Annotated in this window: 22 protein-coding genes, 1 tRNA gene, 3 pseudogenes and 2 CRISPR repeat arrays; of the genes and pseudogenes, 17 read left to right on the top strand and 9 right to left on the bottom strand. The window is 63.2% G+C overall.

The window, feature by feature from the left end:
* Positions 1-201: 201 nt before the first annotated feature.
* From csm6 to QZ656_RS04480, 10 genes and pseudogenes are all read left to right on the top strand, one after another.
* Positions 202-1,353: a CRISPR-associated ring nuclease Csm6 gene (gene csm6, locus QZ656_RS04525; protein WP_291992264.1), complete on the top strand. Its 1,152-nt coding sequence runs from the start codon at positions 202-204 to the stop codon at positions 1,351-1,353.
* 181 nt (positions 1,354-1,534) lie between these two features.
* A complete protein-coding gene (locus QZ656_RS04520) occupies positions 1,535-2,653 on the top strand; it encodes an RAMP superfamily CRISPR-associated protein (RefSeq protein ID WP_366522100.1) in 1,119 nt (372 codons plus the stop codon).
* Positions 2,650-5,550: a type III-B CRISPR-associated protein Cas10/Cmr2 gene (gene cas10 / locus QZ656_RS04515; RefSeq protein ID WP_291992262.1), complete on the top strand. Its 2,901-nt coding sequence runs from the start codon at positions 2,650-2,652 to the stop codon at positions 5,548-5,550. Before QZ656_RS04520 ends, cas10 begins: the two co-directional genes overlap by 4 nt.
* Complete coding sequence (locus QZ656_RS04510; RefSeq protein ID WP_291992261.1) at positions 5,547-6,767, top strand: type III-B CRISPR module-associated Cmr3 family protein; 1,221 nt, start codon at positions 5,547-5,549, stop codon at positions 6,765-6,767. Before cas10 ends, QZ656_RS04510 begins: the two co-directional genes overlap by 4 nt.
* 70 nt (positions 6,768-6,837) lie before the next feature.
* Entirely contained in the window at positions 6,838-7,758 is a 921-nt protein-coding gene (cmr4, locus tag QZ656_RS04505) for a type III-B CRISPR module RAMP protein Cmr4 (RefSeq protein WP_291992260.1), read from the top strand.
* Positions 7,755-8,135, top strand: coding sequence for a type III-B CRISPR module-associated protein Cmr5 (cmr5, locus tag QZ656_RS04500; RefSeq protein WP_291992259.1), 381 nt, complete (start codon positions 7,755-7,757; stop codon positions 8,133-8,135). Before cmr4 ends, cmr5 begins: the two co-directional genes overlap by 4 nt.
* Complete coding sequence (gene cmr6, locus QZ656_RS04495) at positions 8,132-9,298, top strand: type III-B CRISPR module RAMP protein Cmr6 (RefSeq protein WP_291992258.1); 1,167 nt, start codon at positions 8,132-8,134, stop codon at positions 9,296-9,298. Before cmr5 ends, cmr6 begins: the two co-directional genes overlap by 4 nt.
* Positions 9,299-9,383: 85 nt before the next feature.
* Positions 9,384-10,562 carry a TIGR02221 family CRISPR-associated protein gene (csx2, locus tag QZ656_RS04490; RefSeq protein ID WP_291992257.1) on the top strand — a complete coding sequence of 393 codons (1,179 nt, stop codon included), beginning with the start codon at positions 9,384-9,386 and terminating at the stop codon, positions 10,560-10,562.
* 4 nt (positions 10,563-10,566) lie between these two features.
* Positions 10,567-11,697: a CRISPR system precrRNA processing endoribonuclease RAMP protein Cas6 gene (cas6, locus tag QZ656_RS04485; protein ID WP_291992256.1), complete on the top strand. Its 1,131-nt coding sequence runs from the start codon at positions 10,567-10,569 to the stop codon at positions 11,695-11,697.
* A gap of 5 nt (positions 11,698-11,702) precedes the next feature.
* Positions 11,703-12,856: direct repeats of the CRISPR family, unit length 36 nt; unit sequence GTCAGTAACCAGCCCTGAAATCAAAGGGATTGAGAC.
* A gap of 94 nt (positions 12,857-12,950) precedes the next feature.
* Positions 12,951-14,113, top strand: a pseudogene (locus tag QZ656_RS04480) (IS3 family transposase); the annotation flags it as partial.
* A gap of 247 nt (positions 14,114-14,360) precedes the next feature.
* Positions 14,361-15,717: a CRISPR direct-repeat array (repeat unit 36 nt; unit sequence GTCAGTAACCAGCCCTGAAATCAAAGGGATTGAGAC).
* A gap of 22 nt (positions 15,718-15,739) precedes the next feature.
* Here the strand turns inward: QZ656_RS04480 and QZ656_RS04475 are convergent.
* Positions 15,740-16,837, bottom strand: a complete 1,098-nt coding sequence (locus QZ656_RS04475; RefSeq protein ID WP_291991628.1) for an ISAs1 family transposase — start codon at positions 16,835-16,837, stop codon at positions 15,740-15,742.
* 412 nt (positions 16,838-17,249) lie between these two features.
* On the opposite strand from QZ656_RS04475, the gene cas2 reads away from it, so the two are divergent.
* From cas2 to QZ656_RS04460, 3 genes are read left to right on the top strand one after another with little or no spacing between them, the layout of a single operon-like run.
* The gene (gene cas2 / locus QZ656_RS04470; protein ID WP_291992255.1) at positions 17,250-17,537 is read left to right on the top strand and encodes a CRISPR-associated endonuclease Cas2; all 288 of its coding nucleotides are present in this window, start codon (positions 17,250-17,252) and stop codon (positions 17,535-17,537) included.
* A 14-nt stretch (positions 17,538-17,551) separates the two neighbouring features.
* Positions 17,552-18,598 carry a CRISPR-associated endonuclease Cas1 gene (gene cas1 / locus QZ656_RS04465; RefSeq protein WP_291992254.1) on the top strand — a complete coding sequence of 349 codons (1,047 nt, stop codon included), beginning with the start codon at positions 17,552-17,554 and terminating at the stop codon, positions 18,596-18,598.
* A complete protein-coding gene (locus QZ656_RS04460; RefSeq protein WP_291992253.1) occupies positions 18,582-18,884 on the top strand; it encodes a CRISPR-associated endonuclease Cas2 in 303 nt (100 codons plus the stop codon). The genes cas1 and QZ656_RS04460 overlap by 17 nt, the downstream gene beginning before the upstream one ends.
* A gap of 40 nt (positions 18,885-18,924) precedes the next feature.
* On the opposite strand, the pseudogene QZ656_RS24050 reads toward QZ656_RS04460, so the two are convergent.
* Positions 18,925-19,086 (bottom strand): annotated as a pseudogene (locus tag QZ656_RS24050) (CRISPR-associated protein Csx16); the annotation flags it as partial.
* A 346-nt stretch (positions 19,087-19,432) separates the two neighbouring features.
* On the opposite strand from QZ656_RS24050, the gene QZ656_RS04455 reads away from it, so the two are divergent.
* Both QZ656_RS04455 and QZ656_RS04450 read left to right on the top strand, forming a co-directional pair.
* A complete protein-coding gene (locus QZ656_RS04455) occupies positions 19,433-20,164 on the top strand; it encodes a hypothetical protein (protein ID WP_291992252.1) in 732 nt (243 codons plus the stop codon).
* Positions 20,165-20,166: 2 nt separating this feature from the next.
* Entirely contained in the window at positions 20,167-20,697 is a 531-nt protein-coding gene (locus QZ656_RS04450; protein WP_291992251.1) for a PIN domain-containing protein, read from the top strand.
* 256 nt (positions 20,698-20,953) lie between these two features.
* On the opposite strand, the gene csx16 is transcribed toward QZ656_RS04450, so the two are convergent.
* The 7 genes from csx16 to glnK form a co-directional block, all read right to left on the bottom strand.
* On the bottom strand, positions 20,954-21,250 hold the full coding sequence (gene csx16, locus QZ656_RS04445; RefSeq protein ID WP_291992250.1) for a CRISPR-associated protein Csx16: 297 nt from the start codon (positions 21,248-21,250) through the stop codon (positions 20,954-20,956).
* The gene (locus QZ656_RS04440) at positions 21,247-22,509 is read right to left on the bottom strand and encodes a DUF1887 family CARF protein (protein ID WP_291992249.1); all 1,263 of its coding nucleotides are present in this window, start codon (positions 22,507-22,509) and stop codon (positions 21,247-21,249) included. The genes csx16 and QZ656_RS04440 overlap by 4 nt, the downstream gene beginning before the upstream one ends.
* A gap of 242 nt (positions 22,510-22,751) precedes the next feature.
* Positions 22,752-23,033 carry a type II toxin-antitoxin system RelE/ParE family toxin gene (locus QZ656_RS04435; RefSeq protein ID WP_291992248.1) on the bottom strand — a complete coding sequence of 94 codons (282 nt, stop codon included), beginning with the start codon at positions 23,031-23,033 and terminating at the stop codon, positions 22,752-22,754.
* Positions 23,030-23,263: a ParD-like family protein gene (locus tag QZ656_RS04430; protein WP_291992247.1), complete on the bottom strand. Its 234-nt coding sequence runs from the start codon at positions 23,261-23,263 to the stop codon at positions 23,030-23,032. Before QZ656_RS04430 ends, QZ656_RS04435 begins: the two co-directional genes overlap by 4 nt.
* Positions 23,264-23,518: 255 nt before the next feature.
* Positions 23,519-23,594: transfer RNA gene (locus QZ656_RS04425), tRNA-Lys, on the bottom strand.
* Positions 23,595-23,779: 185 nt separating this feature from the next.
* Entirely contained in the window at positions 23,780-25,270 is a 1,491-nt protein-coding gene (gene amt, locus QZ656_RS04420) for an ammonium transporter (RefSeq protein ID WP_291992246.1), read from the bottom strand.
* A gap of 10 nt (positions 25,271-25,280) precedes the next feature.
* On the bottom strand, positions 25,281-25,619 hold the full coding sequence (glnK, locus tag QZ656_RS04415) for a P-II family nitrogen regulator (RefSeq protein WP_291992245.1): 339 nt from the start codon (positions 25,617-25,619) through the stop codon (positions 25,281-25,283).
* Positions 25,620-25,895: 276 nt separating this feature from the next.
* On the opposite strand from glnK, the gene QZ656_RS04410 reads away from it, so the two are divergent.
* Together QZ656_RS04410 and QZ656_RS04405 are read left to right on the top strand one after the other, a co-directional pair.
* Positions 25,896-26,141, top strand: a complete 246-nt coding sequence (locus QZ656_RS04410) for an accessory factor UbiK family protein (RefSeq protein ID WP_291992244.1) — start codon at positions 25,896-25,898, stop codon at positions 26,139-26,141.
* A gap of 82 nt (positions 26,142-26,223) precedes the next feature.
* Positions 26,224-26,883 (top strand): annotated as a pseudogene (locus QZ656_RS04405) (magnesium chelatase domain-containing protein); the annotation flags it as partial.
* Between the last annotated feature and the right edge of the window lie 13 nt (positions 26,884-26,896).

Below are 26,896 nucleotides of genomic sequence, written 5' to 3'. Positions count from 1 at the left end.
CGTAGTGAAGGAATCCAGAGGGAGCGGCAGTGCGCAAGGACCATGATTGGGAGCCTCGGCACGCGGCCAGCATCCCCTCTCGGCCGGCGAGCAACAAGGCCGCGGCGGTCTGCTCGACCGGCATCGCAAGCTTGCCATCCGCCACTGCTGGTTCATCACGATGGACAATGATCGCCAGTCCAACAGCCGAGCAGCAGAACCATGTCGAACAACACCGAAAACCCGAATGACTACCCGCGACGCATTCTCGTCGCGGTCACTGGCCTGTCGCCGCAGATCGTCACCGAGACCTTGTACGCGCTGGCAGTCGCCCCGTCGGGAGCGGCGTTCGTGCCCACCGAGATCCATCTGATCACCACCCGCAGCGGTGCCGAAAAAGCGCGCCTGGCGCTGCTCTCGGAAGAGCCGGGCTGGTTCCACCGGCTGCGCCAGGATTACGCGCTGCCGCCGATCCGTTTTGCTGCCGAGACCATCCACGTCCTCGAGGACGCCGATGGCAGACCGCTCGAAGACATCCGTTCGCCAGACGACAACCGCCGCGCCGCCGACGGCATCACCGCGCTCATTCGCCAGTTCACCGCCGACCCCGACTGCGCGCTGCACGTCTCGATCGCCGGCGGGCGCAAGACCATGGGTTTCTTTCTCGGCTACGCGCTGTCGCTCTACGGCCGCCCGCAGGACCAGTTGTCGCACGTCCTGGTCTCCGAGCCCTTCGAGTCGAGCATCGGCTTCTACTACCCGACGCCATCGAGCCGGGTGATCGAAATGCCCGGCGGCCGCCTGGTCGACAGTGCGCAGGCGCAGGTCACCCTCGCCGAACTGCCCTTCGTCAGCCTGCGCCACGGACTGCCGGAAGCGCTGCTCACCGGTCTCGCGAGCTATAACCAGACCGTCGCAGCCGCCCGCCGCGCGCTCGCTCCGGCACGCTTGCAGATCGACCTGGCGACGCGCCGGATCGAGGCCGCCGGGAAAGTGTTTGCCCTGCCGCCCGCCGAACTCGCGCTGCTCAGCGTCTTCGCCCGCCGGGCGCAGCACGGCGAAGCAGCCTTGCCGGCTCCGTCCAAGGAACTCCCGGACAGCGACTGGAAGCAGCGCTATCTGGTCGAGCTGCGCTGGATCGCCGGCCCGCTGAAAGACCTCGACGACACCGAACGTGCGCTCCGCAAGGGCATGGACGGCGGCTACTTCTCGGCGCACCTGTCGAAGCTCAGGAAGCTGCTTCGAGCCGAGCTCGGCCCGGCCGCCGAGCCTTACCTGGTCAGCGACGGCGGCAGCCGGCCGCGCCGCTACAGCCTCGGCCTGCGGCCGACGGCGGTCGGTTACGGTGACATCGAGACGGCTGCGCGCCAATAGAGGAAGAGCCGGTCGAGCACCGATCTTTTGATCCCGCACTGGCCGGCGACAAACCTCGACCGACAAGCTTGCCGCTGTACAACCCCTTCGGAAAAACAGCTATGCTCGATCCGACTCCAGGCGGTGCTCACCCAGTAGTCAAGCAGTCGACCCACTCTTCAGAACCGATGAGGAAAAAGCAATGACAAGAATGACCCTCTCGTACGACCTCAGCTTCGCCACGCCGGCGTTTGTCGGCGATGCCGCCCAGCAGGCGCAGTGGCGAACGCCACCATTCAAAGCGCTGATTCGACAGTGGTGGCGCGTAGTCAAGGCGCCGCAAGTCGGCTTCCAAGTCAACGGACCGGACGGACTCCGAGCTGCGGAGCATCGCCTCTTCGGCAGCGCCTCGGACAACTTCGGCGAGAGCTCACACCAGTCACTGGTGAGACTGCGTTTGAAGGACTGGGCCGTTGGCCAACTGGCAAACTCCGCTTGGCCGCGGCAGGAAATCAACAAGATCCCCGTCGGCAAGCCGGGACAAGGTATTCGTGCCGACCTCTACCTTGGTTTTGGCCCGATCACGCCAGAGAGCCGGGGAAAGGGACTGCCCGAGCGCGTACGGCTAGCCCTGGACCCGCAGAAGCAGCGCAACGAACTATCGATCTCCTTTGGCGGAACGATTACCGAGAGCCAGATCAATGAGGTTCGTCAAGCGATCAGCCTGGCTTCATGGTTTGGTGGAATCGGCAGCCGCTCCCGCAATGGCTGGGGGTCCATCACGCTGCAAGGCGACGGCATCCCACGACTACCCCGTGGCCGGGAAGACGTCGTCGCCTACTGCCAGCCTTTCCAGACTTGTTTCATGAGCGACCGCGACTGGCCACATGCTCTCGGAAGCGATGATCTCGGCCCACTGGCCTGGATCGGCAGGAAAGACGGCGCACCGTTCAGGAACTGGCGCGAAGCGGTGTTCTTCCTCGCCACCCTGCGGCGCGCCATCCGAGCGGCTGCCAAGTCTTTCGGCCGAAACCAGGACATTTCGGCGAACCAGCTGATTGCCTATCCAGTGACCAAGTCGGACAACCGAGCGTGGGGCAACGACGAGCGTATCGCGGGCTCGCTGCGACTGAAAGTGATTGAAACAGGGCAAGGGCTGGTGCCGGTTGCGGTGCACCTTCCTTGCGCAGTTCCCAGGGTCTTGTTCGAGAAACTGTCGCCGAACGATCAGCGCTGGATTGAAGCCAAGCAGGTCGACATCTGGGCTGCTGTTCACCAAGACATAGGCACAAAGATGAATCGACTGGGAAGCATGAAATGAGCAGCCTCTGGAAAACAAAACTCGCCGCCTGGCTGCACGATCCGGCCGAGAAGGCACTGGTGCTGATGCGCGACGAAGTCGGCCACGAACACGGTTCGGTCAAGGATCTGCGCGAACTGCTCGGCATCAGACGTGCCGACTTCGACAAGCGTGCCGACTGGTTCGCGGCAGCGGCCGACCGGCCGCAATGGCCATTCGAGCCCGGCCGGCCGCGGCCAGCCTGGGCCAATGTTCGCTTCGCCAGCCAGCCGTTGCTGATCCACCCGCTGTCCGGCGAAGAGATCGACCTTGGCAGCCTCGACGACATCGCCGCCGCGCATATCCGCAAGGTGAGCTTCGAACATTTCAGCGACCTGATCGAGCGCGACGGCAACGGCGAGCCTGACCTTCGGCTCACCCACCTGGCCTTCTGGCGATTCGGCCCGGAGCCTAGCCTGGTCGCGCCGGAAGTCGGCGATCTCTGGCGCGTTCTACCCGCCGACACACGCGTCCCCGACCACTCGATCTGGGAGCATCTGGACACTGTATCAGCGCTCGCCGGCGCGCTGGCCGACGACGAACCGGCGTTGCTGAGCATGAGCTTCGGACCTGTCCAGGGCTTTATCGCGCAGGCGCGCTCGACCTCGGACTTGTGGGCAGGCTCGCACCTGCTCTCGTCGCTGGCCTGGGAAGGTCTCAAGGTCATCTGCGACGCGCTCGGGCCGGACGCCGTGGTCTTTCCAAGTCTGCGCGGCGTCGCGGCGGTCGATCGCTGGTTGCTCGAAACCGCCGAAGCGGCCGGTCATGGCGAGCAGTGGCGCGAGCGCTTCGCCACCATCGACGCCGAATGGCTGCAACGGGCGACCGACGCCAATCCACTGTTCGCTGCCACGCTGCCCAACAAACTCATGGCCATCGTCCCTGCTCGCCAGGCTCAAAGCCTGGCGCGGCAGGTCGTCGACGCGGTGCGCAAGGCGGCCCGCGCCTGGGCCGCCGATGCCGCGCAGCGCGTTCTCGGCAACGGCGATGCACCGCAACACTGGCAAGCGCAAGTTGACGAGCAGTTCGCCGGTTTCCCGGAAGCGCAGTGGGCTGTCGCAAAATGGCCCATCGGCAAGCTTGCCGACGGTCTGCCCGATGCCGGAGAACTGCAGCAGGCTCTCACCGCCTATGGCTCTGAAGGGCTTTTCGGAGAAGAAATCTGGAAAATCCTCAACCACAAGCTGACCATCGAGGGCGCCGAGTTCTTCCGGCCCAACGCCGGCATCGTCTATCCGGCGGTGCACGAGCTTGCCGAACGTACGCTGGCGGCAAGCAAAAGCCTGCGTCCCTTCCCGCCGCTGCCGCAGCACGGCCATCGCTGCACGCTATGCGGTGAGCGCGAGTGGCTGACCGAGTGCCGCGAACAACTCGGCATCCCGGCTGGCGAGCGCCGCGAGACGCCCTGGCTGGCGGCAGCCGGCCAGTACGGGATCAAGAAAGGCGAGCACCTGTGCGGCGTGTGCACCCTCAAGCGCCTCTGGCCAGCCCTGTTTCTCGAAGGCCTCGGCGAATTGCTCGACGACCGGCCGGCGCGCTTCGTGGTCAGTACGCACACCATGGCCCTGGCAACCTCGCTCGACCGTCTGGCGGACGACTACGGACCCGAGAAAAGGGAAAAGCTGAGCGCCCTGTCGCGCGAGTTCGCCATTGCCGAAAAGCTGCCGGTGGCTCTGCCCATCTCGCTGCACAGTCGCCTGCGCAGACTGGACAAGGGCAGCTTCGAGATGCTCCGACGCCTGCCATCGGCTCTCGACGAAGCACGAAGCGACGACGCCGAAGGGCGTTTGCTGGCGGAGCGCATCGAAAAACTGCTCGGCAGCAAACCCGAGACCTACTACGCGCTCATCCAGATGGACGGCGACCACATGGGCGCCTGGCTGGCCGGCAACGAGCCAGACTACCAGTGTCGATTTCGAGCGACGTGGCACCCACAGGTACGAGCATCTCTTGATCGTTTCCGGGGCGATCCGGCCGTCGCCGCCTACCTCGACTCATCGCGGCCGGCGTCGCCGGCCCGCCATGCCGCCATTTCGGCTGCGCTCAATGACTTTTCGACGAATATTGCCCGTCACGTCGTCGAGAATATCTGCAAAGGCAAGTTGCTTTACGCCGGCGGCGACGATGTGCTGGCCATGGTCTCGGTCGACGATCTGATGCCGGCGATGCTCCTCCTGCGCACTGCCTGGAGCGGCAGTGCCGACTTGCGCGGCTTGCCCGGAGGCACCGACGTCAAGGGACTGCAACTTGCCAAGGGATATGCCCGCCTCAAGGGCCGGCTGATGCCGATGATGGGCAGCCGCGCCACCGCCAGTATTGGCGCCGTGGTTGCCCACCACCAAGCGCCGCTGTCGCCCGTGTTGCACGAGCTGCGACGGGCCGAGGCGGCCGCCAAGGCGCATGGCCGCAACGCTTTCTGCCTGCGCGTGATCAAGCGCGGCGGTGGCGAGGTCGGCGTCACGAGCCGTTTCTGGGAAATGGCGGCCGCGCGTGGCGCAGACCCTGACCCCGTAGCGCTCGCGGATACTGCGCTGGGGCTGCTGCTGCGCTTCGCCGACGCGCTGGCGCAGCCGGATGTGTCGCGAAAGGCCGTCTACAACACCCTCGAATGGCTATCGGGACTGCCGGAACGCGGCGAGCCTGGACTCGCTGACGACGAGTGGCGCCAGATGCTCGCCATCAATCTCGCTTTCCAACTCGATAAGCAGGGCTGTACGGTTCGCCACGCCAACGAGTTTGTCGATCTGGCGTGTCGAGAGAGCCCTTCGCCCACCGATACGACCCGTGTCCTCGGCAACCTGCTGGTCACCGCCGAGTTCTTCGCCCGCAATGGCCGTGCCTTTGGCCAGTCAGACACAGAGTCAGGAGCGCCGCGATGAGCCCACCAACGAACACCTATCACTTCGTCGAGCCAACCGACGTGCTGATGATTCGCGGCAACAAAGCGTTCGGTGGCGATGGCCAGCACGGCGACGCCGTGATGCCGCCATGGCCGTCGACCTTCGCCGGCGCCTTTCGCTCGGCACTGCTCGGCAAGGACGCCAGCCGGCTCGCCAGTTTTGCGCATGATGGCCAGCGCCTGCCCGGCGAACTGGGAGCCGTTCTCGGCACCCGCGACGAGCCGGGCAGCTTTGCGATCAGCTGGTTGTCGCTGGCCGTTCTCGACGAGCCGGCGTCGATCGGCGACGACCCGCTTGCGCGTACCGGTTTGCCCGAAGCCAAGTCCGGCGTGCCACTGGCAATCGTTCCGCTGCCAGCCGACCTCGTCGCGTTTGACGATCCTCGCGTCAAGCCGCTGATCGCGCTGCAGCCGGCACGACTGCCCGCGGTCACCCTGGCCGGCGGCGAGCTGCCACTGGTTGCCCGCCTGCACATCGCCACTCCGGTCAAGCCCCAATCCGGACGCTGGCTTGACGGAGCCGGACTGGCCGCACATCTGCGCGGCGAATTGCCGGCGCGAACACTGCCCACCGGCGACCTCTTCAAACGCGAAACGCGCCTGGGCATCGCGCTCAACCACGGCTCGCGAACCGCGGTCGAAGGTGCGCTCTACACCAGCGAAGCCATCACCCTCTGCGGTCAGACCGGCTTCCTGGCTGGCTGTGAGGGCGACAGCGGGCAGCTGGCGCGACATGGCCGCCTACGTTTGGGTGGCGACGGCAAGGGCGCGCGCTACCGTGCTGTTGCCTTCACACCACCCGGCGCGCCGCTGGACCAGATCGATACCAGTCGCCGCTTCCGGATCATCCTCGCCACTCCCGGCATCTTCGCCGGCGGCTGGCTGCCCGAAGGCGTCAGCCGCGACGCGTCAGGCGACTATCGGTTACAAGGCGAAGGCTTTTCGGCACGGCTGTCCTGCGCTGCGGTCCCGCGGTTCGACACCATCTCCGGCTGGGACCTGGCCCGGCAGCAGCCCAAAACGGCGCAGCGCGTCGCTCCGGCAGGCAGCGTGTACTGGTTCGACAAATTGGCCGGCGACGCCGGCAAGCTTGCCGAATGGGTGGCCCGCGGCCTGTGGGGCGATAATCCCGACCGACAACGCCGTGCCGAAGGCTTCAATCGTGCCTGGCTGGGGGCGTGGAGGGATTCGCCGTGAGCAAGCCATCGGTCTATCGCCCCTTGTCCGCGTTCGCCAAAAACTGATTTCCGACGAAAGGTCATCCACCATGTTCGAAGCCCAGAAACTCGTCTTCTACTCCTGCGTTAGCCCCGTGCACATGGGCGCTGGCCAGGCGATCGGCGTCATCGACAACCCGATTCAGCGAGAAGTCCACACCGGCCACCCACTGATCGCGGGCTCCGGCATCAAAGGTGCGGTGCGCCACCATTTGACGCGCATGTGGAAAGACAGGCGCCTGATCAGCCGCTTGTTCGGGCCCGAGAGCAACGCCTCCGACCACGCTGGCGCGATCGCCTTCACCGACGCCACCCTGGTCACTTTCCCGGTGCGCTCGTTGAGAAACACCTTCGTCCATGCCACCTGCCCGAGCGCCCTGGCACGGCTCAAGCGCCTCGCTGGAGGCGGCGTCCCATGGGTCGTGCCAGCGACTGTAGCCGACGGCAGTGCCTCGGTGGCCAGCGCCAGCTCGATCACCGGCAAGCGGCTGTTGCTTGAAGTGTTCGACTTCGAAGCTACGGATAGCAGCGATGTCAAGACCATCGGCGAGTGGCTGGCGACGAATGCCTTACCGCTGGGCGAAGAGCACGAGTTCTTCCGCAACAAACTGCGCAGTGACCTGGTCGTCCTCTCGGACACCGAGTTTGCACACTTCGTCCGCAATGCAACGGTTGTCGAGGCGCACGTCAGGATCGACGACAAGACGGGCGCAGCGGCGAAGGGCGCGCTGTTCTATACCGAGAACCTGCCGCCCGAAAGCCTGCTTGCCGGCCTCGTCATGGCCAGCGTCGAACGTCGCAAGAACTCCGACAGCGACGACCTCTTCGACGCCGACCGCGTCCTCTCCGCTGTGCTCAATGACGATGGAGAACGCCTGGGCCTGCTCGACCGCCTGCTGCAGGTTGGCGGCGACGCCACCACTGGCCGCGGCCTGATCGTCATCCACGCCGCCTCGGGAGATCTCCTGTGAACACCCTCGATCAGCAACGCGCGCAGTACGCCTGGGAGCGCGCAAGGCAGAACTCTGGCGCTTCTCGCGTCGACGGCTACCGCGAAATGGTCAAGGGAGCTCCGGCGCTGGTGATGGGCAACGGGCTGATGTCGACGCTTGCCTACTTCCAGTCGCGTACCGGCAGTACTGAGCGCGCGGCGCACGCGTTGCTCCAGGACATCCTCGGTTGGCTCGCATCGCGACAGGGCGATGGCGTCCCGCCGAGCTTTCCGGCAGCAATGCAACGATTGTTCACCGACAAGGCACCGGACGTGATGCGCGCCACCGACGAAACCCTGGCCATGCTGCGCTGGCTGCGGCAGTTCGCCGATGCCGTCGCCGAGGCTGAGAAATGAACGTCGCCGCCGTTCCCGAGTACGTACTCAAGGCTGCCGCAGGGTTCCGCAATTGCCCGCCCGGCCATCGCTTCAACCTTTATTTCGAGCTCTGGCAGGAACGCAACTGGCTGATCGACAGGAACGGCAAGGCCAACGCCCTGCGCCAGTGTCTCGCCCTTGGCGACGCGGCCCCGCTACTGCAAGCCGTGCGCCGCCGTCAGCATGCCCTCGCCAATGCTCTGCCCGACGAGCAGCGCCAGATCATTGACGCGCTGTCGACGGCGCCGTTCGCCACCGGGCTGGGGCTCGAACACCCGGTGGACAACGGCTTCGCCTTCCTCACGCCCTACGGCCTGCCCTACCTCGCCGGTAGCGGCGTCAAGGGCGTCTTGCGGCAGGCAGCGGCGGAGCTTCTCGACGACGGCGATGCCACGCTCACGCAGCCCTTGATCGACGCGCTCTTCGGCCAGGAGTCGCAGACGGCGGATGCGCTGCGGGGCGCACTGAGCTGCTGGGATGTCTTCCCGGTCCCGCCCGGCGGCGAACTGGTCGTCGAGATCATGACGCCACATTTCAACCACTACTATCAGGAGGAAGAGTCGCCGCACGATGCCGGCAAGCCCACCCCGATCCCCTTCCTGGCCGTCCCGGCGCGCTCCGAATTGCGCTTCATCGTCACCTGCAACCCGGCGCTGCTGCCGCCGGATTGCCCGGAATGGAAATCCGTACTCGACAGTGTTGTCGCGCACGCCTTCGACTGGATGGGATTCGGCGCCAAGACGGCGGTCGGCTACGGCGCGATGGCGCAAGATCCCGCTGCCGTGGAGGCGCGGCAACGGCAACAGGAGCAGCGCCACCGCCAGGCCGCAGCAGCGGCAGAAGCTGCACGCCTGGCGTCGCTGTCGCCCGAAGAGCAGGAACTCGAAGCCGCTCGCGCCAGCATCGCAGTCCTGCGCAACGCTTTCGAGACGGCGAAGGCACAGGGACCGTACAAAGCTGGCTCGTCGCCGATAGACGAGCCACGCAGAAAGCTCTTCCAGCAGGCGATCGAATGGCAATCCCCGGTAGCGCGCGGCGAAGCGGCGGCGCTACTGCGAGAAGTCATCAAGTGGACCGGCTGGCCAGGCAGGAAGGAACGCAAGCAGGAGTTCCAGGACTGGCTGAGAACGCTCGAATCATGAGCGACGCCCGGCAAACCGGCCCAACGACGGGGAAGCAGGCAAGCTTCGTCGGCGCCCTCGACCATTCGTAACGCGGACCACTATCATGACCACACTCATCAGTTTTCTCGGCAAGGGCGCGGGCAACGCCAAGCCTGGTAGCGGCTACCAAACGGCAACGTATCATTTCGACGATGGTTCGATGCGCACGGAAGCTTTTATTGGCCTGGCGCTGACCGACTATCTCCAGCCCCATCGCCTCATTCTGATCGGCACCGACGCCAGCATGTGGGATGTTTTTTTTGAGAGCCAGGGGGGCGACGACGAGAATATTCTGGAACTTATGGCGGCCGTGGAGAACGGGCAGGTCACCGAAAGCCTGCTGCAGGTTCCGCGCAGCCGCCTTGCCGAGCAACTGGGCATCCAGGTGGACTGCCTGCTGATCAGCTATGCGCGCAGCGCCACCGAACAGATCGAGGTCCTGCGCCAGCTGGCGGCGGTCGTTGAGCCGGGCGAACGTCTCTATATCGATATCACACACTCCTTTCGCCATCTGCCAATGCTCGCGCTGGTCGCTGCGCGATACCTGACGCGCGTCCGTGGTGTCAAGGTCGAAGAACTGTTTTACGGAGCACTCGAGATGACGCCGCGGGCTGAGCCAAAACCGGTACTCCGGCTACGAGGAATGCTCGATATGCTTGACTGGGTAGACGCGCTGGCCACCTACGAGAAGGACGGTGACTACAGCGTCTTCGCGCCGCTGCTGATTGCTGACCAAATGGCTGACAGTCGTGCGCGCTTGTTAGCGGACGCAGCGTACCTGGAGCGTACCAGCAACACCGACGAGGCTCGCAATCAGCTGAGAAAAGTGTTTCAGGCCGTGGCAGCTCATGACGGCGCGCTTGGCGGGTTGTTTTCCGAAACGCTTAAGGAGCGTATCAGCTGGTATCGCAACCCAACCCGCCACAGCCGCGAACTCTCGCTAGCTGACGCCTACCTTCAGCGTCGCGACTACCTGCGCGCCGCTACGTTCATGTACGAGTCGTTCGTGACCCGTGCCTGTTATGTCGAGAAAATCGACGACTGCGACGCGATGGTGCGTGACAAAGCGTACGAGAGGGCCAAAGACAAAGCGCCGCCAGTCAAGCTACTCAAAAAGATTCGCAACGCTCTTGCCCACGGCGTGCGGACCAGCGACGAACGGGCAACGGACGTGGGGGAGATTCTGGCCGACGAAACGCGCCTGCGCGGCGAACTCGAAGCGCTGCGCCGCAAGCTTTTCTAACCACATGACGACGTCAACGACCATAAAGCGCTTGCAGAGCCCCAGTTACGACCCGCATCGAAGCGCCGCCAACGACGGCGATCAGCCACCGGGTGCAGGCTCGGCCATCAGCGCGCCTGTGTTCTTCCCGGTCGCCCGCTATCGCTTCGAGTTCCGGGCCACGCAGCCGATCCGCTTGCCCGACTATGCCGGCTCGATGTTGCGTGGTGCCTTTGGTCACGCCTTGCGACAGCTTGCGTGCATGACCCGGCAAAAAGAGTGTGCCGGCTGTCCGTTGATCGCGGCGTGCCCGTATCCGGCGATCTTCGCGCCCGTGCCGCCGGCCAACCACAGCCTGCAGCGGTTTTCGCAGGTGCCCGCACCCTACGTCATCGAACCGCCGGCGTGGGGAAGCCGGGTGCTCGCCGCCGGCGAGACGCTGACTTTCCACCAGGTGCTGATCGGCCGCGCGCTGCACGAACTGGCGCTGGTCATCCTCGCCTGGCGACGCGCGCTGGCGCGTGGCGTCGGCGCCGGCGACGGCACGGCGGAGCTGCTCCGCGTCGTCCATTGCGGCGACACCGGCGAGCACGAGATTCACCGCCCCGAGCTCGGGAGCATCGCCGCGCATGCACAGACGATCGCCTTGCCGCGGCTGGGCGATGGCACGGCGGGCAGTGCCGCGACGCTTCGTTTCGAGACGCCGCTGCGTCTGCAACACAATGGCCGTGCGCTACCCCCCGAGAAGCTGCAGGCGCGAACGCTGCTCATGGCATTGACCCGGCGCGCCAGCCTACTCGCCGAATTTCATGCCGACGGCCCGCTGGTCGGCGACTTCGCAGCGCTCAGCGCGGCCGCTGCCGACATCCGCGAAGAGAAAAGCCTGAGCTGGCTCGACTGGACTCGCTTCTCGTCGCGCCAGCAACAAAAGATGAGTCTTGGCGGTGTCGTCGGCAGCTGGCGGCTGGAAGGGGCGCTGGCGCCCTTCGCGCCATTCCTGCAGCTTGGCGAATGGCTGCACGTCGGCAAGGAAGCCGCCTTCGGCCTCGGCCGCTACCGGCTGGCTGACGACCGCCAGGAAGACATCTCCGGCGCTCTCGACAAATGCCGCGACAGCCAGCTCCAAGTGCTTGAAAGGAAATCAGAAGGCGTGTAGGTGCGGTCAGTAACCAGCCCTGAAATCAAAGGGATTGAGACGTGCGGCAGGCGCTGGCTCTCCTGAACCTTCTGTCAGTAACCAGCCCTGAAATCAAAGGGATTGAGACGTCGCACGAGCGACCGATTCCGCCGCGGAGTCGAAGAGTCAGTAACCAGCCCTGAAATCAAAGGGATTGAGACATGTTAGCCAGAACCTGCGTGTTGTTTGTACGTGGTCAGTAACCAGCCCTGAAATCAAAGGGATTGAGACTGGGCTTGTGTGCTCATGCGACCTCGGATTGGGTCAGTAACCAGCCCTGAAATCAAAGGGATTGAGACCCTCCGTCTGGGTGCTGGTGGAGGTCGTTGAAATGTCAGTAACCAGCCCTGAAATCAAAGGGATTGAGACCTATACGAATTAATCGGTACGCGATCGTCGAGGAGTCAGTAACCAGCCCTGAAATCAAAGGGATTGAGACCATTCGTCCCTGCTCGACTGCACGGCTCCGCGTAAGTCAGTAACCAGCCCTGAAATCAAAGGGATTGAGACCAAGCCGAGCGCCGCGGGGATTGGTGTGGTCAGTCAGTAACCAGCCCTGAAATCAAAGGGATTGAGACTTTGGGTCGCTGCTTCCATGTCGCTCTCCTATTGTCAGTAACCAGCCCTGAAATCAAAGGGATTGAGACGATTCTCGCCGCCGTACCAGTGCGGCGACAAGGAGTCAGTAACCAGCCCTGAAATCAAAGGGATTGAGACCTATTTTGGTTGAAGCATGCTTCTGCAAACGTCCGTCAGTAACCAGCCCTGAAATCAAAGGGATTGAGACGCGACGCTTCTGATTTTCAAGCCATCAACGATTTGTCAGTAACCAGCCCTGAAATCAAAGGGATTGAGACGGCGATGGCAAGGGCCTCTTGCGTGTAGCGAAGGGGTCAGTAACCAGCCCTGAAATCAAAGGGATTGAGACTCCAGCTCGATGTTCGCTGCCGTAAGCCGAGCCATGTCAGTAACCAGCCCTGAAATCAAAGGGATTGAGACGGCATCGCGGCGCCCATTACAGGACGCTCCACGTCAGTAACCAGCCCTGAAATCAAAGGGATTGAGACTCATGTCATCACTCCTATTTCGCGAATAATTTTCAGTCAGTAACCAGCCCTGAAATCAAAGGGATTGAGACGCGATCAGCTGCGCCTTTTCGCGAGACGGATTATAGTGGTCCCTGGAAATCAGACAGTGGTTTAAGCTGTGCTCCATCATAGGAGCGAGAAGCGATGAGTGAAGCAACGACGCGGAAGGTACATACGCCGGAGTTCAAGGCCAAGGTTGGTCTGGAGGCGGTGCGCGGGGTCAAGACGATCAACGAGATTGGGCGGGAATACGGCGTGCATCCTGTGCAGGTTGGGCAATGGAAGAAGGCCATCCAGGAGAATGCCAAGACGCTGTTCGAAGGCAAGCGCGGCCCCAAGCCGGCGGCGGCGCACCGGGAGCCGGAGCTGTTGTACAGCGAGATCGGCAAGTTGAAGATGGAACTGGACTGGCTCAAAAAAAAGTCTGGGATCAGCCTGCCGTGATACGGCATGCGTGGATTGACCCCGGCGAGGCCGTCGCCGTGGTGCAGCAATGCGCTCTGGCAGGCTTATGCCGAGCCACGGTCTACGCGCAGCGCCGGCCGACGGTGGTCGATGCCAACGATCTCCTCCACAGTCGGCTGATTGACGAGGAGTACACGCGGCACCCGTTTTACGGCACCCGCCGGATGGTGATCTTTCTTGAGAACGTGGGGCACACGGTCAATCGCAAGCGCGTGCAACGCCTGATGCGACTGATGGGGCTGTCGGGCATGGCGCCGGGGCCGAACACCAGCCGTCCGCGCCCAGAGCACCCGGTCTATCCGTACCTGCTGCGTGGCGTTCCTGTGGTCAGACCCAACCAGGTGTGGAGCACGGACATCACCTACATCCGGCTGGCCCACGGCTTCGCCTACCTGGTCGCCGTGATCGACTGGTATAGCCGCAAGGTGCTCAGCTGGCGGATCAGCAACAGCATGGAATCGGTGTTCTGTGTCGATTGTCTGGAGGAGGCCCTGCGTAGCCACGGCAAGCCAGAAATCTTCAACAGCGATCAAGGCGCGCAGTTCACCAGTGAAGCCTTCACCGGGGTGCTGAAACGGGAAGGCGTGGTCATCAGCATGGATGGGCGGGGGCGGGTATTCGACAACATCTTCGTCGAGCGCCTCTGGCGCAGCGTCAAGTACGAGGACGTGTATCTGAAGGGCTATGCCACGATGGGCGAATTGATGCTTGGCCTGAGCGAGTATTTCGCCTTCTACAACGCAGAACGTCCGCACCAGTCGCTGGGCAACACGGCACCCGCCGTCGTCTATCGAAACGGCATAGGTGGCGGGGCGTTGATCCTCGACAAGTTTGGCCGCGCGGGTGGGGCATCGCCTGTTCCGCTACGCTCCACAGGCGATGCCCCACCCGCAAAGGCAGAGTCAAAGGCAGAGTCAAAAGCAGAGTCAAAGGCAGAGTCAAAGGCAGAGTCAAAGGCAGAGTCAAAGGCAGAGTCAAAGGCAGAGTCAAAGGCAACACCGGGGCAGCGCCGTCCAGCTGCTAGCGAAGTCAAATGCACAACTTAAACTGGGTTGATATTTGTCTTGACTATGGGGACCACTTTAGATCGTCAGTAACCAGCCCTGAAATCAAAGGGATTGAGACTTGCACTGTTTCCGATTTCACCGGAAACACAGGGTCAGTAACCAGCCCTGAAATCAAAGGGATTGAGACTTGGTTACAGCTTCCACTCGACCCACTGCGACAGTCAGTAACCAGCCCTGAAATCAAAGGGATTGAGACCCACGTTCAGGTACTTACCCACGGTCAGGTACTCGGTCAGTAACCAGCCCTGAAATCAAAGGGATTGAGACAGGTAGCAAGGTCGCACAGCGCGCTTGCACGCATGTCAGTAACCAGCCCTGAAATCAAAGGGATTGAGACGTGTCCATGATTCGGACAAGGTGCGGAGTTAGGTCAGTAACCAGCCCTGAAATCAAAGGGATTGAGACGCCGTGTCGGCCGCCGTGTCGTCAATGCGCGTGGTCAGTAACCAGCCCTGAAATCAAAGGGATTGAGACCTACGGCCCATTGGCCGGTGTCGTTGGCGACCGCGAGTCAGTAACCAGCCCTGAAATCAAAGGGATTGAGACCCACAACTTCCGGCGACAGGTCTATCTGCATGGTCAGTAACCAGCCCTGAAATCAAAGGGATTGAGACGAAGGCAATACGCTCGTTGGCGATGGCCAGGGGGTCAGTAACCAGCCCTGAAATCAAAGGGATTGAGACGCTTGTTACGTGTCCCATGTCGTCCTCCGGTTCGGTGGTCAGTAACCAGCCCTGAAATCAAAGGGATTGAGACCCACCCCACTCTGTCCATGGCTCGTCGCCGTCCAGTCAGTAACCAGCCCTGAAATCAAAGGGATTGAGACCGCGGCATTTGCGGCCACTTCGGCCCCAGGATCGTCAGTAACCAGCCCTGAAATCAAAGGGATTGAGACGGCTTCTCGGCAGTCTTTTTCACGCGCTGGCGGGTCAGTAACCAGCCCTGAAATCAAAGGGATTGAGACTGGCCGGTCATGCCGATTTCCGGATCCCACGTCAGTAACCAGCCCTGAAATCAAAGGGATTGAAACCTTGCGCAAGAGCGCGTTTTCGTCATCGATGCGGTCAGTAACCAGCCCTGAAATCAAAGGGATTGAGACCGATCAAAACAGCCGACTTGGCGGTCATGTCGAGTCAGTAACCAGCCCTGAAATCAAAGGGATTGAGACTGACTGCAATCGCCCGGCTTGATGCCGCGATCTGTCAGTAACCAGCCCTGAAATCAAAGGGATTGAGACTGACCCTTGTCGAGCGATGCTAAGGCGCACAGAAGTCAGTAACCAGCCCTGAAATCAAAGGGATTGAGACGTAGCGTTAAGGGTTTCTTCTACTCGCGTCTGTCCTGTCAGTAACCAGCCCTGAAATCAAAGGGATTGAGACCCAGGGCCTCCGCACTCGGCTGTCATAGCGGTGTGAGGCCCAGCATCGTCATCCGGACATCGTCATCCCAAGCAGCTCCTTTGCGCTTCAAGCGTAAGCTGGCTTTAGTCTTGTCGGTCGTATCCAGACGAATCAGGTTGAGAACGATTTTCTTCAAGAGGGAGAGGTTCTGTGGGGCGTTGTCCTTGCGTACAGTGCTGGCATCTTCACGAAAGCTGACGTCGAGCACCCAGTGAAGGCGGTTTTCTACGCCCCAATGGCCTCGCACCGCGGCCGCCAGCTCTTCGGCGGTCAAGGCACGAGAACTGATGTAGTAGCGTCGCTCGAAGTTCGATTCCTTGTCGCCAACCTTGCGCAGGGAGTCGACCAGGCCGATCGTCTGGCACTTCGGCCAATCGGCCAGATCAACGAGTCCTTGCGCAGGCAAGACCGAGGCGATCTGTCCGACGATTCGACCATGGGACTTGCGGGCCTGACGGTGGCGATCAACGGCCTCGGATTGATACTGGTCGATGAACTCGGTCTCGATGGCTTCCAGCAACGTCGGCTGGTTGCCTTTGACCGCCAGCAGGTAGTCACCGCCTTGATCCGTGATCTGCCGAGCAATAGTTTTCTGGCAGCCCATGGCGTCGATGGTGACCAGCAACCCATTGATATACAGTGCCTTGAGGAGTTCCGGGATGGCGGTGATCTCATTACTCTTGCTGGCGACCTTTTCCTGGCCGAGGACAATACCCAATTCCGTAGCGAAGGCGCTGACCATGTGAATCGCGGTTTCGCCACCACTGCCGGAACCTCGCACCGTCTTGCCATCGAACGCGACGCTGCCTCGCAAGGCGCCGACCACCCCGGCCACCCAGCGGCGAAACGCGACCTCAAATTGCTTCGGGTCAAGCGCTCGGAACACCCGCAGAAACGTCTCCGTGGAGGGAACCCCGTTCTTGAGCACCAGGAATTCACGCAGCCATTTTTCTTTCCGGCGCCCCCAGTAGGCGATGTCTTCGATGGTGTCACAATCCGAGAGTACCCCTGCCATGGCAATCACCAAAATCTCCTGGAAGTCATGCAGCGTCCCGTTGCTGGGTCTGCGCGGGTCGTCCACTTCCCTCAAGCAGCACATCAGGCTCACTCCCGTCGTCACAGTCATTTCGTTCGTCCAAAAGACGAGAGTAGACCTGATTTCAACAGGGTTTACAAGTGGTTGTCATAAGCCCATGAATGTTAACGATTTTCCGCTGATCGAGTATGACAACAAGCACTATGCTATCCGAGTGCGGAGGCCCTGGATTGAGACCCAGGCGTTCTTCCCACATGCAGTCGTGGTTCTGTCAGTAACCAGCCCTGAAATCAAAGGGATTGAGACAGTGCCTTCCACACTTGTTTGCGCTGTGGGTTCGTCAGTAACCAGCCCTTAAATCAAACGGCTTGAGACAAAATCGTCAACGTCGAATCGCGGTGCCGGTGATTGTTTCTGGTTTTTCGGCAAGCTTGCCGCGCCTGACACGGCGGCCCTGGCCGTCTATCGTGGCGACATGAGTGATGTGGCGCGAACGCTGTTCCTGGTCTGCTACGACGTCTGCGAGGCGAAGCGGCGGCGGCAGGTGCAGCGCTACCTGATGGCTTACAAGATCGGCGGCCAGAAGTCTTTTTTCGAGTGTTGGCTGACCGCCGCCGACTTGCGCGACGTCCGCCGCACGTTGGCCGATCTGCTCGACCTGCGTGCGGACCGCGCGCACATCTTCCAGCTCGATCCGCGCATGCGGCGCGACCTGTTGGGGCGGGCGACGCAGCCGCCAACTGATCTGTTCCTGATCGTTTGACAAGGAGAAAGTCGATGACCAGTCTGTACGTGGACCGCCGATGCGTGACGCTGAAGGCCGACGGTGAGGCGCTGGTGTTCTACGAGAACGGCGAGCGCATTGGTACGGTGCCGCTGGCGCCGCTGTCGCGCGTCTTCATCCGCGGCGACGTGACGCTGTCGTCGTCCTTGCTCGGCAAGCTCGGCGAGCGTGGCATCGGGGTGGTCGTTCTTTCCGGCCGCAAGGCGCTGCCGACGATGCTGCTGGGCCGGCCGCACAACGACGCCGCGCGGCGCGTGGCGCAGTACCGGCTGTCGCTCGACGGTGATTTCTGTCTGCGCTTTTCGCGTGCCATCGTTGAGGCCAAGTTGCGCGCGCAGGCCGACTTCCTCGGCGTCCGCCGCGACAGCGAGCCGCATTCCCGCTACCTGCTGACGCTCAGCCTGAAGCGATTGGCGACGTGCATCGCGGCGGTCGACGAACAGCAGTCGACGGCCTCGCTGCGCGGCCTCGAGGGTGCCGGCGCGGCGGCGTATTTCGAAGGCTTCGCCGACCTCTTTCCCGAACGGCTGAAGTTCTCGGGGCGCAACCGCCGGCCGCCGCGCGATCCGGTCAATGCCGTGCTGTCGCTGGCGTACACCTTGCTGCACGCGGAGGCTGTGCTGGCCTTGTACGGTGCCGGGCTCGATCCCTTCGTCGGTTTCTACCACGCCCTGGATTTCGGTCGCGAGTCGCTGGCCTGCGACCTCGTTGAGCCGCTGCGCGTCGAGGTCGATCAGCACGCGCTGATGCTGTTCCGTTCGGAGAAGCTGCGCGCCGACGATTTTTCGCGGACCGACAGCGGCTGCCTGCTCGGCAAGGCCGGCCGCGCGCGCTTCTACGCCGAGTGGGAGCCGCTGGCGGCGCGCCTGCGCAAGCTGCTGACCGAGAGCGTCAGCGACGTCGCCGCGGCGATTGTGCAGGCCGGCGCGGTCGGCGCCGCGTGCGCCGAGGCGGGCGCCGCGCCGCTGCCGGCAGAGCTCGGCGACGAAGAGCGCGAGAGCGCCGCGGTCGAGGCCGACGACGATGACTTCGACGACTAGCTTGCTGGCCTTCGTCATCGGCTACGACATCAGCGATCCGGCGCGCCTGCAGCGCGTTCATCGCGAGATGTGCAAGCACGCGTCGCCGCTCGAATACAGTATTTTTCTGCTGGTCGGCAGCGACGCCGCCAAGGAGCGTTGCCTGGCCGAGATTGCGACGCTGATCGAGCCGGTCGACGATGTGCGCTGCTATGCCTTGCCCGAACGCGGCTTTCAGGGCCGCGTCGGGCGCGCGAGTCTGCCCGAGGGAATCGTCTGGACCGGGCTGCCGGCGGCGATCGCCTGAGCGGCTGCGAGTGGCAGGTCAGCGGCTTGCCAGTGGCAGTTCAGCGACACTTCAGCGCTCGAGCTGCTGGAGGAGCTAGGGCGCAGACTTCGGCGCCGAGGTCGATCGGCAGCGGGCCAATGACGGTGTCGCCGCTGGCGACCTGCGGCGGGTCAAGGCGCTCGATTTGGCGATCGAAGGCGATCCCTGGCTGAGTACGCCAATTGGCGCTGCGGTCGCTCCGGTGGCGTTCTGGACTGCCGCGTCGCTGCGCTCCTCGCCGTGACGGGGTGCGTTGCGACCGTCATTGCGAAGGTAGTGAAGCAATCCAGAGCGAGCGGAGGCCGCGGCCAGGCGCTGGCCAGCGCGGCATGCTTGAACAGGACGAACGCGTTGTGGGCGATGACGCCGATGCGGAAAAATGCGGCGTTGGCGGCAAACTGTCCGCAGGGCATGCGCTCCATGCCGAAGCCGATCTTCAGTCCATGGAGTCTGGCCACGCCACTGCTTGCCCCTCGGCCATAGAGGTTCTACCCTTGATGTTTCGCCGTAGATAGAGGGCCCTGATCATGGACGATTGCGCCGAATTTGAGTTTCGCATCACCGCGTACACGCCTGAAACGATCCCGATGGATCGTCTTGCGCGGTACATGCTCGAACTTGCTGCTCTCATGGGCAGCTCGACGCATGTCCACTTTTGCCGGCTGCTCAAGGGCAGCACTCGCCTCCGCGCGCGCGTTGAACCGGAAGATGTTTCGCATGTCAGCAGGCGCATCGCGGTTGCCACGCGTAGCGATGCGCCTGCTGACGTAGTGAAGGCTGTGCGAAGCATCAATGCCCTGCTGCGCGACGATGGAGCAACAGGGGTGCTCAAGCACGGTTCGGCGAGAATCCATACGTTTCCGGGGGCGAAAGAGTCGCTGCCTCAGCGCATTGGCCCGATCAAGGAAGCCTGCGTTCTGGATGGCGAGGTCCTTCGTGTTGGTGGCAAGGACAAGACGATTCACGTGACGCTCCTTGGGCCGGATGGCCAGGACTACAAGTTGGTGACGACCAGTCGTGATATGGCCAAGAGCATCGCCAGCCACCTCTATAGCCCGGTGCGCGTCACCGGTACCGGCACCTGGAATAGAACCGAAGACGGGAAGTGGGAGCTTGACAGCCTGGCTTTGGAGGGGTTTCAGCCTATCGACGATCGGAGCCTGATCGAGGCATTTGCAGCCCTGCAAGCGGTAGAAGGAAGTGACTGGAAGAAGATGGATGATCCGCTTGCCGCGTGGCAAAGGCTGCGGAGCCACTGAGCGTGACTGTTCTTTTCGATACCAGCACGCTCTTGCTGGCGCTCGATCCGGACGCCAGGCCGCCCATTGACCCCGCGACGAAACAGCCGCTTGAGCATGCCAAGCAGCGCGTTACCTATTTGATCAAGGTTTTGAGCAAGGCTCGGACCAAGGTGATCATCCCCGCTCCGGTACTCTGCGAGGTGCTCGCAGGGGCTGGCGCCGCGGCGAATGACTACATCAAAAACCTCACACAGAGCCCCTTTCGTGTCGCGCCGTTTGATACGCGCGCCGCGATCGAGTGCGCAAACGCCATTGCCCCAAATGGGATGAGAAAAAAAAGCCCAGCAAGCCCACGTGCCAAGATCAAGTTCGACCATCAGATCGTTGCAATAGCGATTGTTGAACAGGTGGCAGTGATCTACTCGGACGACGGCGATATTTTCAATCTGGCCAAACGGGTGGCGTTGAGAGTGGTTCGTTCGTTCGAGCTTGAGCTTGATCCTGGGGACAGGCAATTGCCTTTGGAGTTGCCGGAAGGCGACGATACCTAGCCGGCGGTGAGTCCGACAGGCTGCGAGCGGCGGCAGGAAAAATACGACCTGGACTGCCGCGTCGCTGTGCTCCTCGCAGTGACGGCGCGTGTTGCGGCCACCGTCATTGCGAACGTGGTCAAGCAATCCAGAGGGGTGGCGATGAGCATGGTCGATGATCGGGCGACTCTGCAAGCGGTCAGCCTCTTCCGGCATCGTCTCTCGGTCGGCGAGCAACGAGGCCGCGGCGATCTGCCGAGCGGCGACGAGCGGCAGGTCAGCGTTCGAGGTGCTGGACCAGATAGGGCTCCAGTCGGGCGCCGAGTTGTTCGAGCTGGTCGGCGCTGAGTTCGGCGCCGCGTAGTTGTCGCGGCACGCGCAGCACGAGGTGCTGGTAGCGGGCGCCGCGGGCGCAGACTGCGGCGGCGAGGTCGATCGGCAGGGTGCCAATGACGGTGTCGCCACTGGCGACCTGCTGCGGGTCAAGGTGGTCGATCTGGCGATCGACGGCGATGCCTTGCCGGGCGGCCCAAACGATGGCGCCAGCGTGGCGCGAGACGAACCAGGTGGTCATGTGCTGGTCGCTGCGCTGGTCGACTCTGGGCTTTCCTCGATGCGCATCCAGCGGCGGATTTCGGCGCGCAGATGGATCAGCTCCTGGGGTTCGATGAGGCGGATGCGGTAGGCGCGGGCGCGTTCGCGCGCCGCCGAGCCGGCACCCGGGTAGAGTTGCCTGGCGGTGAGCAGCCAGGTTTCGCCCATCGTGCCGCCGACGTGCCGGCGCAGGCTGTCGAGGCGGTTGAGAATCGCCTGGCTGCCGCCTTCGGTGCTGATCTGGACGCCGGTCTTGCATTCGAGCACCACCAGCTGGTTGCGCCAGACCAGCGCGGCGTCGAGTTCGTTGCCGGCCGCTTCTTCCTGCGTGCCCTGGCCGGAGTCGGTGCGCACGTTGGTGCCCCAGTGGCCGTCGGAGATCAGGCCGTCGGCCTGCAGCCCGGCCAGCGTCAGCCACGCCCATTCTTCGAGCCAGCCGCCGCCGGCGTAAGTGGCCGTCGCCTGGCTGGTGAATTCGAAGCGGTAATCGCCGTCCCAGCGCCAGATCTCGGCCTGCGCAAAGGCCTGCGCGAACGGGTGTTGGTTGGCGAACAGCGCTCGTTCGGCGAGCACTTCGCTCTGGAACGGCCGCAAGAGGCTGCCGTCCGGACGGTAAAGCGGCAGCGCCGCGCGGCTCAGGCGGTTGACGTAACCGAAGAAGCCGCCGAGCTGCGCGGCGGTGCGCGCCAGGTGTTCGGTGAGGCCGGCGCGTGCCGCGGCGGCGCGCGCGAAGTCGGGGTGCCAGGTTGGATCGGCGACGACGCGATAACCTTGCATTTGCAGCAGGGCGGTGAGCGTCAGCATGTCGGCGGGCAGTTCGAGCGCGCGGCCGCCACCGAGATGTTCGAGCAGGCCGTGCCGGGTGTCGCAGTACCAGGCGTCGCCGAGGCCGGCAAAGGCGCCGACGAAGCCGAAAGACATCACCTTGGTGCCGCCGCTGGCGTTCAGGTCGATCGGCAGGCCGGGATGATCGCGCTGCAGCGTCGCCGCCAGCTCGCGCGCGTAGGCGGTGATCAGGCCGAGGTCGTGATCGGGCGTGTGCGGGACGACGCGCACGGCGTCGGCCGGCCAGCCGGCTTCCTGAAGAACCTGGCAGAGGCGCAGCGCGCCCGCGCGAACGACCTCGGAATCGCTGCAGGCGATGACCACCTGCGCGGGTCGCAGGCGCAGGGCGGGCAGCGTGTTCTGCATGATCTGCTCGGACGCCAGGCAGACCAGCAGGCGATCTTGAAACGGCATGGTTTGATCCCGGGGTGGCGCAAAGCACCATTGTGCACCGCTTCGCGCGATCTTGTTGCGGCCGGCCAGGAGCGCGCGCGGCAGCGGCGAGGCGATGGGGGTGGCTACACAGCGCCGGCGAGCATCGAAGCAAAGATCGGCCAGGCTCATGGATTCGCACAATTGAGCCTGGCTGCTTGCTCTAATTTGCCCGCCTGCCGATTCCGGGAGAAGCAAGCCGTCAGGGGAGGCGACGAACGCGGCTACGAGCGTTTGAGATCTCGATAGAAATTCTCCTGGGGGCCTACGGCTTCGAGGTAGACCAGGCGAACGTCCTCGTCGATCGTATAACCGAGCAGGTAAAGCTGGTTCTGGCTGCGGAATTTGTAGACGATGAGGTCGGCCAGGTCGCCCTTCTTGCGCTCACCGATGGTCGGATCATCGGCCACGACCTGGGTCGCTGCATCGACATCGGCGGCAACCTTGTCGTGCAGCTTCTTGTAAGCGCGGGCGAAACGTCGGGTCTGCCTGAGCGAATAGCTCATGTCCGCCGAGAGCGCGGCACGAAGGCGGTGGCTTCTTCGCGAGGCTCGGCCATCGACGCCAGCGATTCGGCGATGAAGCTGGCCGGCAGATCGGGATTGTCCAGCGCGGCACGACCGACCTTGGCCCAGTACTCGACCTGACCGGCGATGCTGCGATGTTCGGCCATGGCTTCAGTGCGGGCCTGATCGTAAAGCGTCTGATCAATACGAATTGATGTCGATGCGGTCATGGAAGCTCTCCGAAAGATGTCCGCTCAATGGAGCGCAGAAATCTTGCCACAATTGTGGCGCCGCCGCCCAAGAGCTGATAGTGACAAGTGTGCGGCCAAGCCGGCCCGCGCCGCTCGCAAATACGCCGCCCAGCGCCGGGGTGTTCTCGGCACGGACTTGATCCGTAGCGCGCGAATCTGCCTACTTGCTGGCTACCCGAAAGCCAGACGACAAAAAGCCCGACCTTGTGAGCCGGGCTATCTGCTTGATTTTCATGGTGGGTCGGGTGAGGCTCGAACTCACGACCAATGGATTAAAAGTCCAGTGCTCTACCGACTGAGCTACCGACCCCCGAAAAACGCCGAATTATAGGGAAGGCACCGAGGTGTGTCAATGCGAATGACGAGAAAAGACGTTGTTTTCTGCGGATGAAGTGGCTGCTGCGGCCGCCGTCCTGGCTGCCGAGGATTGAAAAAAGTGGGCGCCACGTGGGCGCCCAAAGGGGAGAGTCTGGTTGCAGCCTGGTGCTGAATCGCTCAGTAGTGGTAGGCCGATTCGCCGTGCGAGGTGATGTCGAGGCCTTCGCGTTCTTCGTCTTCAGGTACCCGCAGACCGATCAGCATATCGACCAGTTTGAAGGCCACCAGGGAAACGACAGCCGACCAGACGACCACTGTGCCAACGCCCCACAACTGGCTGATGACCTGCGCACCCATGTCGTACTCGCCGACGGCGTTGGCGACGTAGTCATAGACGCCGCTGCCACCGAGCGCAGGGTCGGCGAAGACGCCGGTCAGGATGGCGCCCAGGATGCCGCCGACGCCATGCACGCCGAAGACGTCGAGCGAATCGTCAGCGCCGAGCACGTGCTTCAGGCCATTGACGCCCCACAGGCAGATCACGCCGGCGAGCAGGCCGATGACGATGGCGCCCATGACGCCGACGAAGCCGGCCGCCGGGGTGATCGCCACCAGACCGGCGACGGCTCCCGACGCTGCGCCGAGCATCGACGGCTTGCCCTTGAGCATCCATTCGGCGAGCATCCAGGACATCGTCGCACAGGCGGTTGCCAGCCAGGTATTGACCATTGCCAGCGCCGAGCCACCACTCGCTTCGAGTGCCGAGCCGGCGTTGAAGCCGAACCAGCCGAACCACAGCAGCGAGGCACCGATCATCGTGAAGGTCAGGCTGTGCGGCGCCATCGACTCGCGGCCGTAGCCGATTCGCTTGCCGATCATGAAGGCCCCGACCAGGCCGGCGACGGCGGCGTTGATGTGCACCACGGTGCCGCCGGCGAAGTCGAGCGCGCCTTTCTGGAACAGGAAGCCAGCCGTCTTGCCGGCCGCTTCGCCGGTGGCTGCGTCGAGATAGGCATCCGGACCCGCCCAGTACCACACCATGTGCGCCATCGGTGCGTACGAGAACGTAAACCAGATCACCATGAAGAGCAGAATGGCGGCGAACTTGGCGCGTTCGGCGAAGGCGCCGACGATCAGGCAGCAGGTGATCGCCGCGAAAGCGCCCTGGAAGATGACGAAGGTGAACTCGGAGATGAACACGCCCTTGGAGAAGGTGGCGCCCAGCGAATCGGCGGTGACTCCCTTCAGGAAGACCTTGTCGAGGACGCCGAAGAAGCTGCCGCCCTCGGTGAATGCCAGCGAGTAGCCGTAGACCACCCACAGGACGCTGATCAGCGAGAAGGTCACGAAGACCTGCATCAGGACCGAGAGCATGTTCTTGGTGCGCACCAGGCCGCCGTAGAACAGCGCCAGGCCGGGCAGCGACATCAGGATGACCAGCGCGGCGCAGACCATGATCCAGCCGTTGTCGGCCTTGCTCAGCGTCGGCGCTGCGCTGGCCGCAGCAGCGACCACTTCAGCGCTGACCGCCGCGGTGGCGGCTGCTGCCGGTGCCGTTACGGCGCTGCTGATCGTGGCGGTCGCGGCGGCGGGGGACTCGGCGGCCCAGGCCGGTGCGCCGAAACCGACGGCACCGAGCAGGGCGAGAGTGGCGAGGATGCTTTTCATCGATGGCTCCTTAAAGTGCTTCCTCACCGGTTTCGCCGGTGCGGATGCGAATGACTTCTTCGATGTTGGTGATGAAGATCTTGCCGTCGCCGATCTTGCCGGTGCTGGCGGACTTTTCGATGGCCTCGATGACCTGCTCCAGGAGGTCGTCGCGGATCGCTGCTTCGACTTTCACTTTTGGCAGGAAGTCGACGACGTACTCGGCGCCACGGTAGAGCTCGGTATGCCCCTTTTGCCGTCCGAAGCCCTTGACTTCGGTAACCGTGATGCCCTGGACGCCGATCGTCGACAGCGCTTCGCGTACTTCGTCAAGCTTGAAGGGCTTGATGATGGCGGTAACGAGTTTCATGTTGCACTCCATATCAGGGGAGCATGCGGCCTCCCCGGTTGAACGAATGAATGTCTGGTTTCTACTACTGAACTGTCTTGAGCACTTTCCGTGCCAGATTTTGTTTGTTGTTGATATACAGTGCCTTGATGAATTTGTCGGCTGCTGCGGCAGCCATGCTGCACTGCGATTGCGCAGCGCCGGCAGGTCATGCACCGCGATGGTGCGTGACCTGCCGGCGTGTGCGGCTGTGCTAGACTCGCTGCACCCAGAAACCATAGTGCCGCGGTGATTGCCATGCTCGACCCCAGAATTCTTGAAGACCTTGGCGCTCGATTGAGCGGCATCATTGCCGCCAGTCCGGCGGCGGACATCGAGAAGAACGCGCGCACGCTGCTCGCCAGCTTCTTCAGCAAGCTTGATCTCGTCAGCCGTGAAGAATTCGATATTCAGACGCAGGTTCTGCAGCGCACGCGGGAAAAGCTCAAGGCGCTCGAAGGACGCCTGGACGTCCTGGAAAACCCACCCGACAAGTCGCTCTGAGCGGCCGGCGCCGGCGCTGATCTGGCGGCCTTCGCTAGCCTGTCTGCGGCCCGCCTTGTGACGGCCTCGACGAGCACCGGCGATGCCCCTGGCGATCGTTCATAGCCGCGGACTCGACGGTCTGTCGGCCCCCGAAGTCGCCGTCGAGGTGCAACTGGCGCGCGGGCTACCGAGCGTTACCGTCGTTGGCCTGCCCGATACCGAGGTCAAGGAAGCGCGCGATCGGGTGAGGGCGGCGCTGCAGAACTCGGGCTTCGAGTTTCCCGGCAAACGGATCACGATCAACCTGGCGCCGGCCGATCTACCCAAGGAGTCGGGCCGCTTCGACCTGCCGATCGCCCTCGGCATCCTCGCCGCGTCGGGTCAGGTCGCCAACGCGGCGCTCGCCGACCATGAATTCGCCGGCGAACTGTCACTGTCGGGCGAGTTGCGACCGATTCGTGGCGCGCTGGCGATGGTTCTCGCCGCCGGTAGCCAGGGGCGTAGCTTCGTTCTGCCGGCGAGCAGTGCGCGCGAAGCGGCGCTGGCGGCGCAGGTCCGCGTCCTGGCCGCCAATAGCTTGCTCGAGGTCTGTGCGCATCTGAGCGGACAAACGCCGCTGAGCGCCTGCCTGGCCGGCGACGAGTGGGGCGACCCGGCCGGCGAGCGTGCCGACTACCCCGATCTCGCCGATGTGCGTGGCCAGGCGCAGGCCAAGCGCGCGCTGGAAATTGCCGCCGCCGGCGCGCATTCGATCCTCATGTCGTGTACAATTG

It is taken from the genome of Candidatus Accumulibacter sp. ACC003 (genome assembly GCF_907163085.1).
Lineage (GTDB): Bacteria > Pseudomonadota > Gammaproteobacteria > Burkholderiales > Rhodocyclaceae > Accumulibacter.
The sequence above is the reverse complement of the archived record's forward strand: the minus strand, read 5'-3'. Positions and strand labels throughout refer to the sequence as shown.

Excerpts from the sequence above, each read along its gene's own strand:
- cmr4 (WP_291992260.1), top strand. The coding sequence starts at position 6,838 with ATGTTCGAAGCCCAGAAACTCGTCTTCTACTCCTGCGTTAGCCCCGTG.
- QZ656_RS04460 (WP_291992253.1), top strand. The coding sequence starts at position 18,582 with ATGACTTCGACGACTAGCTTGCTGGCCTTCGTCATCGGCTACGACATC.
- QZ656_RS04430 (WP_291992247.1), bottom strand. The coding sequence starts at position 23,263 with ATGACCGCATCGACATCAATTCGTATTGATCAGACGCTTTACGATCAG.
- QZ656_RS04520 (WP_366522100.1), top strand. The coding sequence starts at position 1,535 with ATGACAAGAATGACCCTCTCGTACGACCTCAGCTTCGCCACGCCGGCG.
- cas1 (WP_291992254.1), top strand. The coding sequence starts at position 17,552 with ATGACCAGTCTGTACGTGGACCGCCGATGCGTGACGCTGAAGGCCGAC.
- cas10 (WP_291992262.1), top strand. The coding sequence starts at position 2,650 with ATGAGCAGCCTCTGGAAAACAAAACTCGCCGCCTGGCTGCACGATCCG.
- csm6 (WP_291992264.1), top strand. The coding sequence starts at position 202 with ATGTCGAACAACACCGAAAACCCGAATGACTACCCGCGACGCATTCTC.
- cmr6 (WP_291992258.1), top strand. The coding sequence starts at position 8,132 with ATGAACGTCGCCGCCGTTCCCGAGTACGTACTCAAGGCTGCCGCAGGG.
- QZ656_RS04510 (WP_291992261.1), top strand. The coding sequence starts at position 5,547 with ATGAGCCCACCAACGAACACCTATCACTTCGTCGAGCCAACCGACGTG.
- cas2 (WP_291992255.1), top strand. The coding sequence starts at position 17,250 with ATGAGTGATGTGGCGCGAACGCTGTTCCTGGTCTGCTACGACGTCTGC.
- QZ656_RS04410 (WP_291992244.1), top strand. The coding sequence starts at position 25,896 with ATGCTCGACCCCAGAATTCTTGAAGACCTTGGCGCTCGATTGAGCGGC.
- amt (WP_291992246.1), bottom strand. The coding sequence starts at position 25,270 with ATGAAAAGCATCCTCGCCACTCTCGCCCTGCTCGGTGCCGTCGGTTTC.
- csx2 (WP_291992257.1), top strand. The coding sequence starts at position 9,384 with ATGACCACACTCATCAGTTTTCTCGGCAAGGGCGCGGGCAACGCCAAG.
- csx16 (WP_291992250.1), bottom strand. The coding sequence starts at position 21,250 with ATGACCACCTGGTTCGTCTCGCGCCACGCTGGCGCCATCGTTTGGGCC.
- QZ656_RS04440 (WP_291992249.1), bottom strand. The coding sequence starts at position 22,509 with ATGCCGTTTCAAGATCGCCTGCTGGTCTGCCTGGCGTCCGAGCAGATC.
- QZ656_RS04455 (WP_291992252.1), top strand. The coding sequence starts at position 19,433 with ATGGACGATTGCGCCGAATTTGAGTTTCGCATCACCGCGTACACGCCT.
- QZ656_RS04435 (WP_291992248.1), bottom strand. The coding sequence starts at position 23,033 with ATGAGCTATTCGCTCAGGCAGACCCGACGTTTCGCCCGCGCTTACAAG.
- QZ656_RS04475 (WP_291991628.1), bottom strand. The coding sequence starts at position 16,837 with ATGTGCTGCTTGAGGGAAGTGGACGACCCGCGCAGACCCAGCAACGGG.
- cas6 (WP_291992256.1), top strand. The coding sequence starts at position 10,567 with ATGACGACGTCAACGACCATAAAGCGCTTGCAGAGCCCCAGTTACGAC.
- glnK (WP_291992245.1), bottom strand. The coding sequence starts at position 25,619 with ATGAAACTCGTTACCGCCATCATCAAGCCCTTCAAGCTTGACGAAGTA.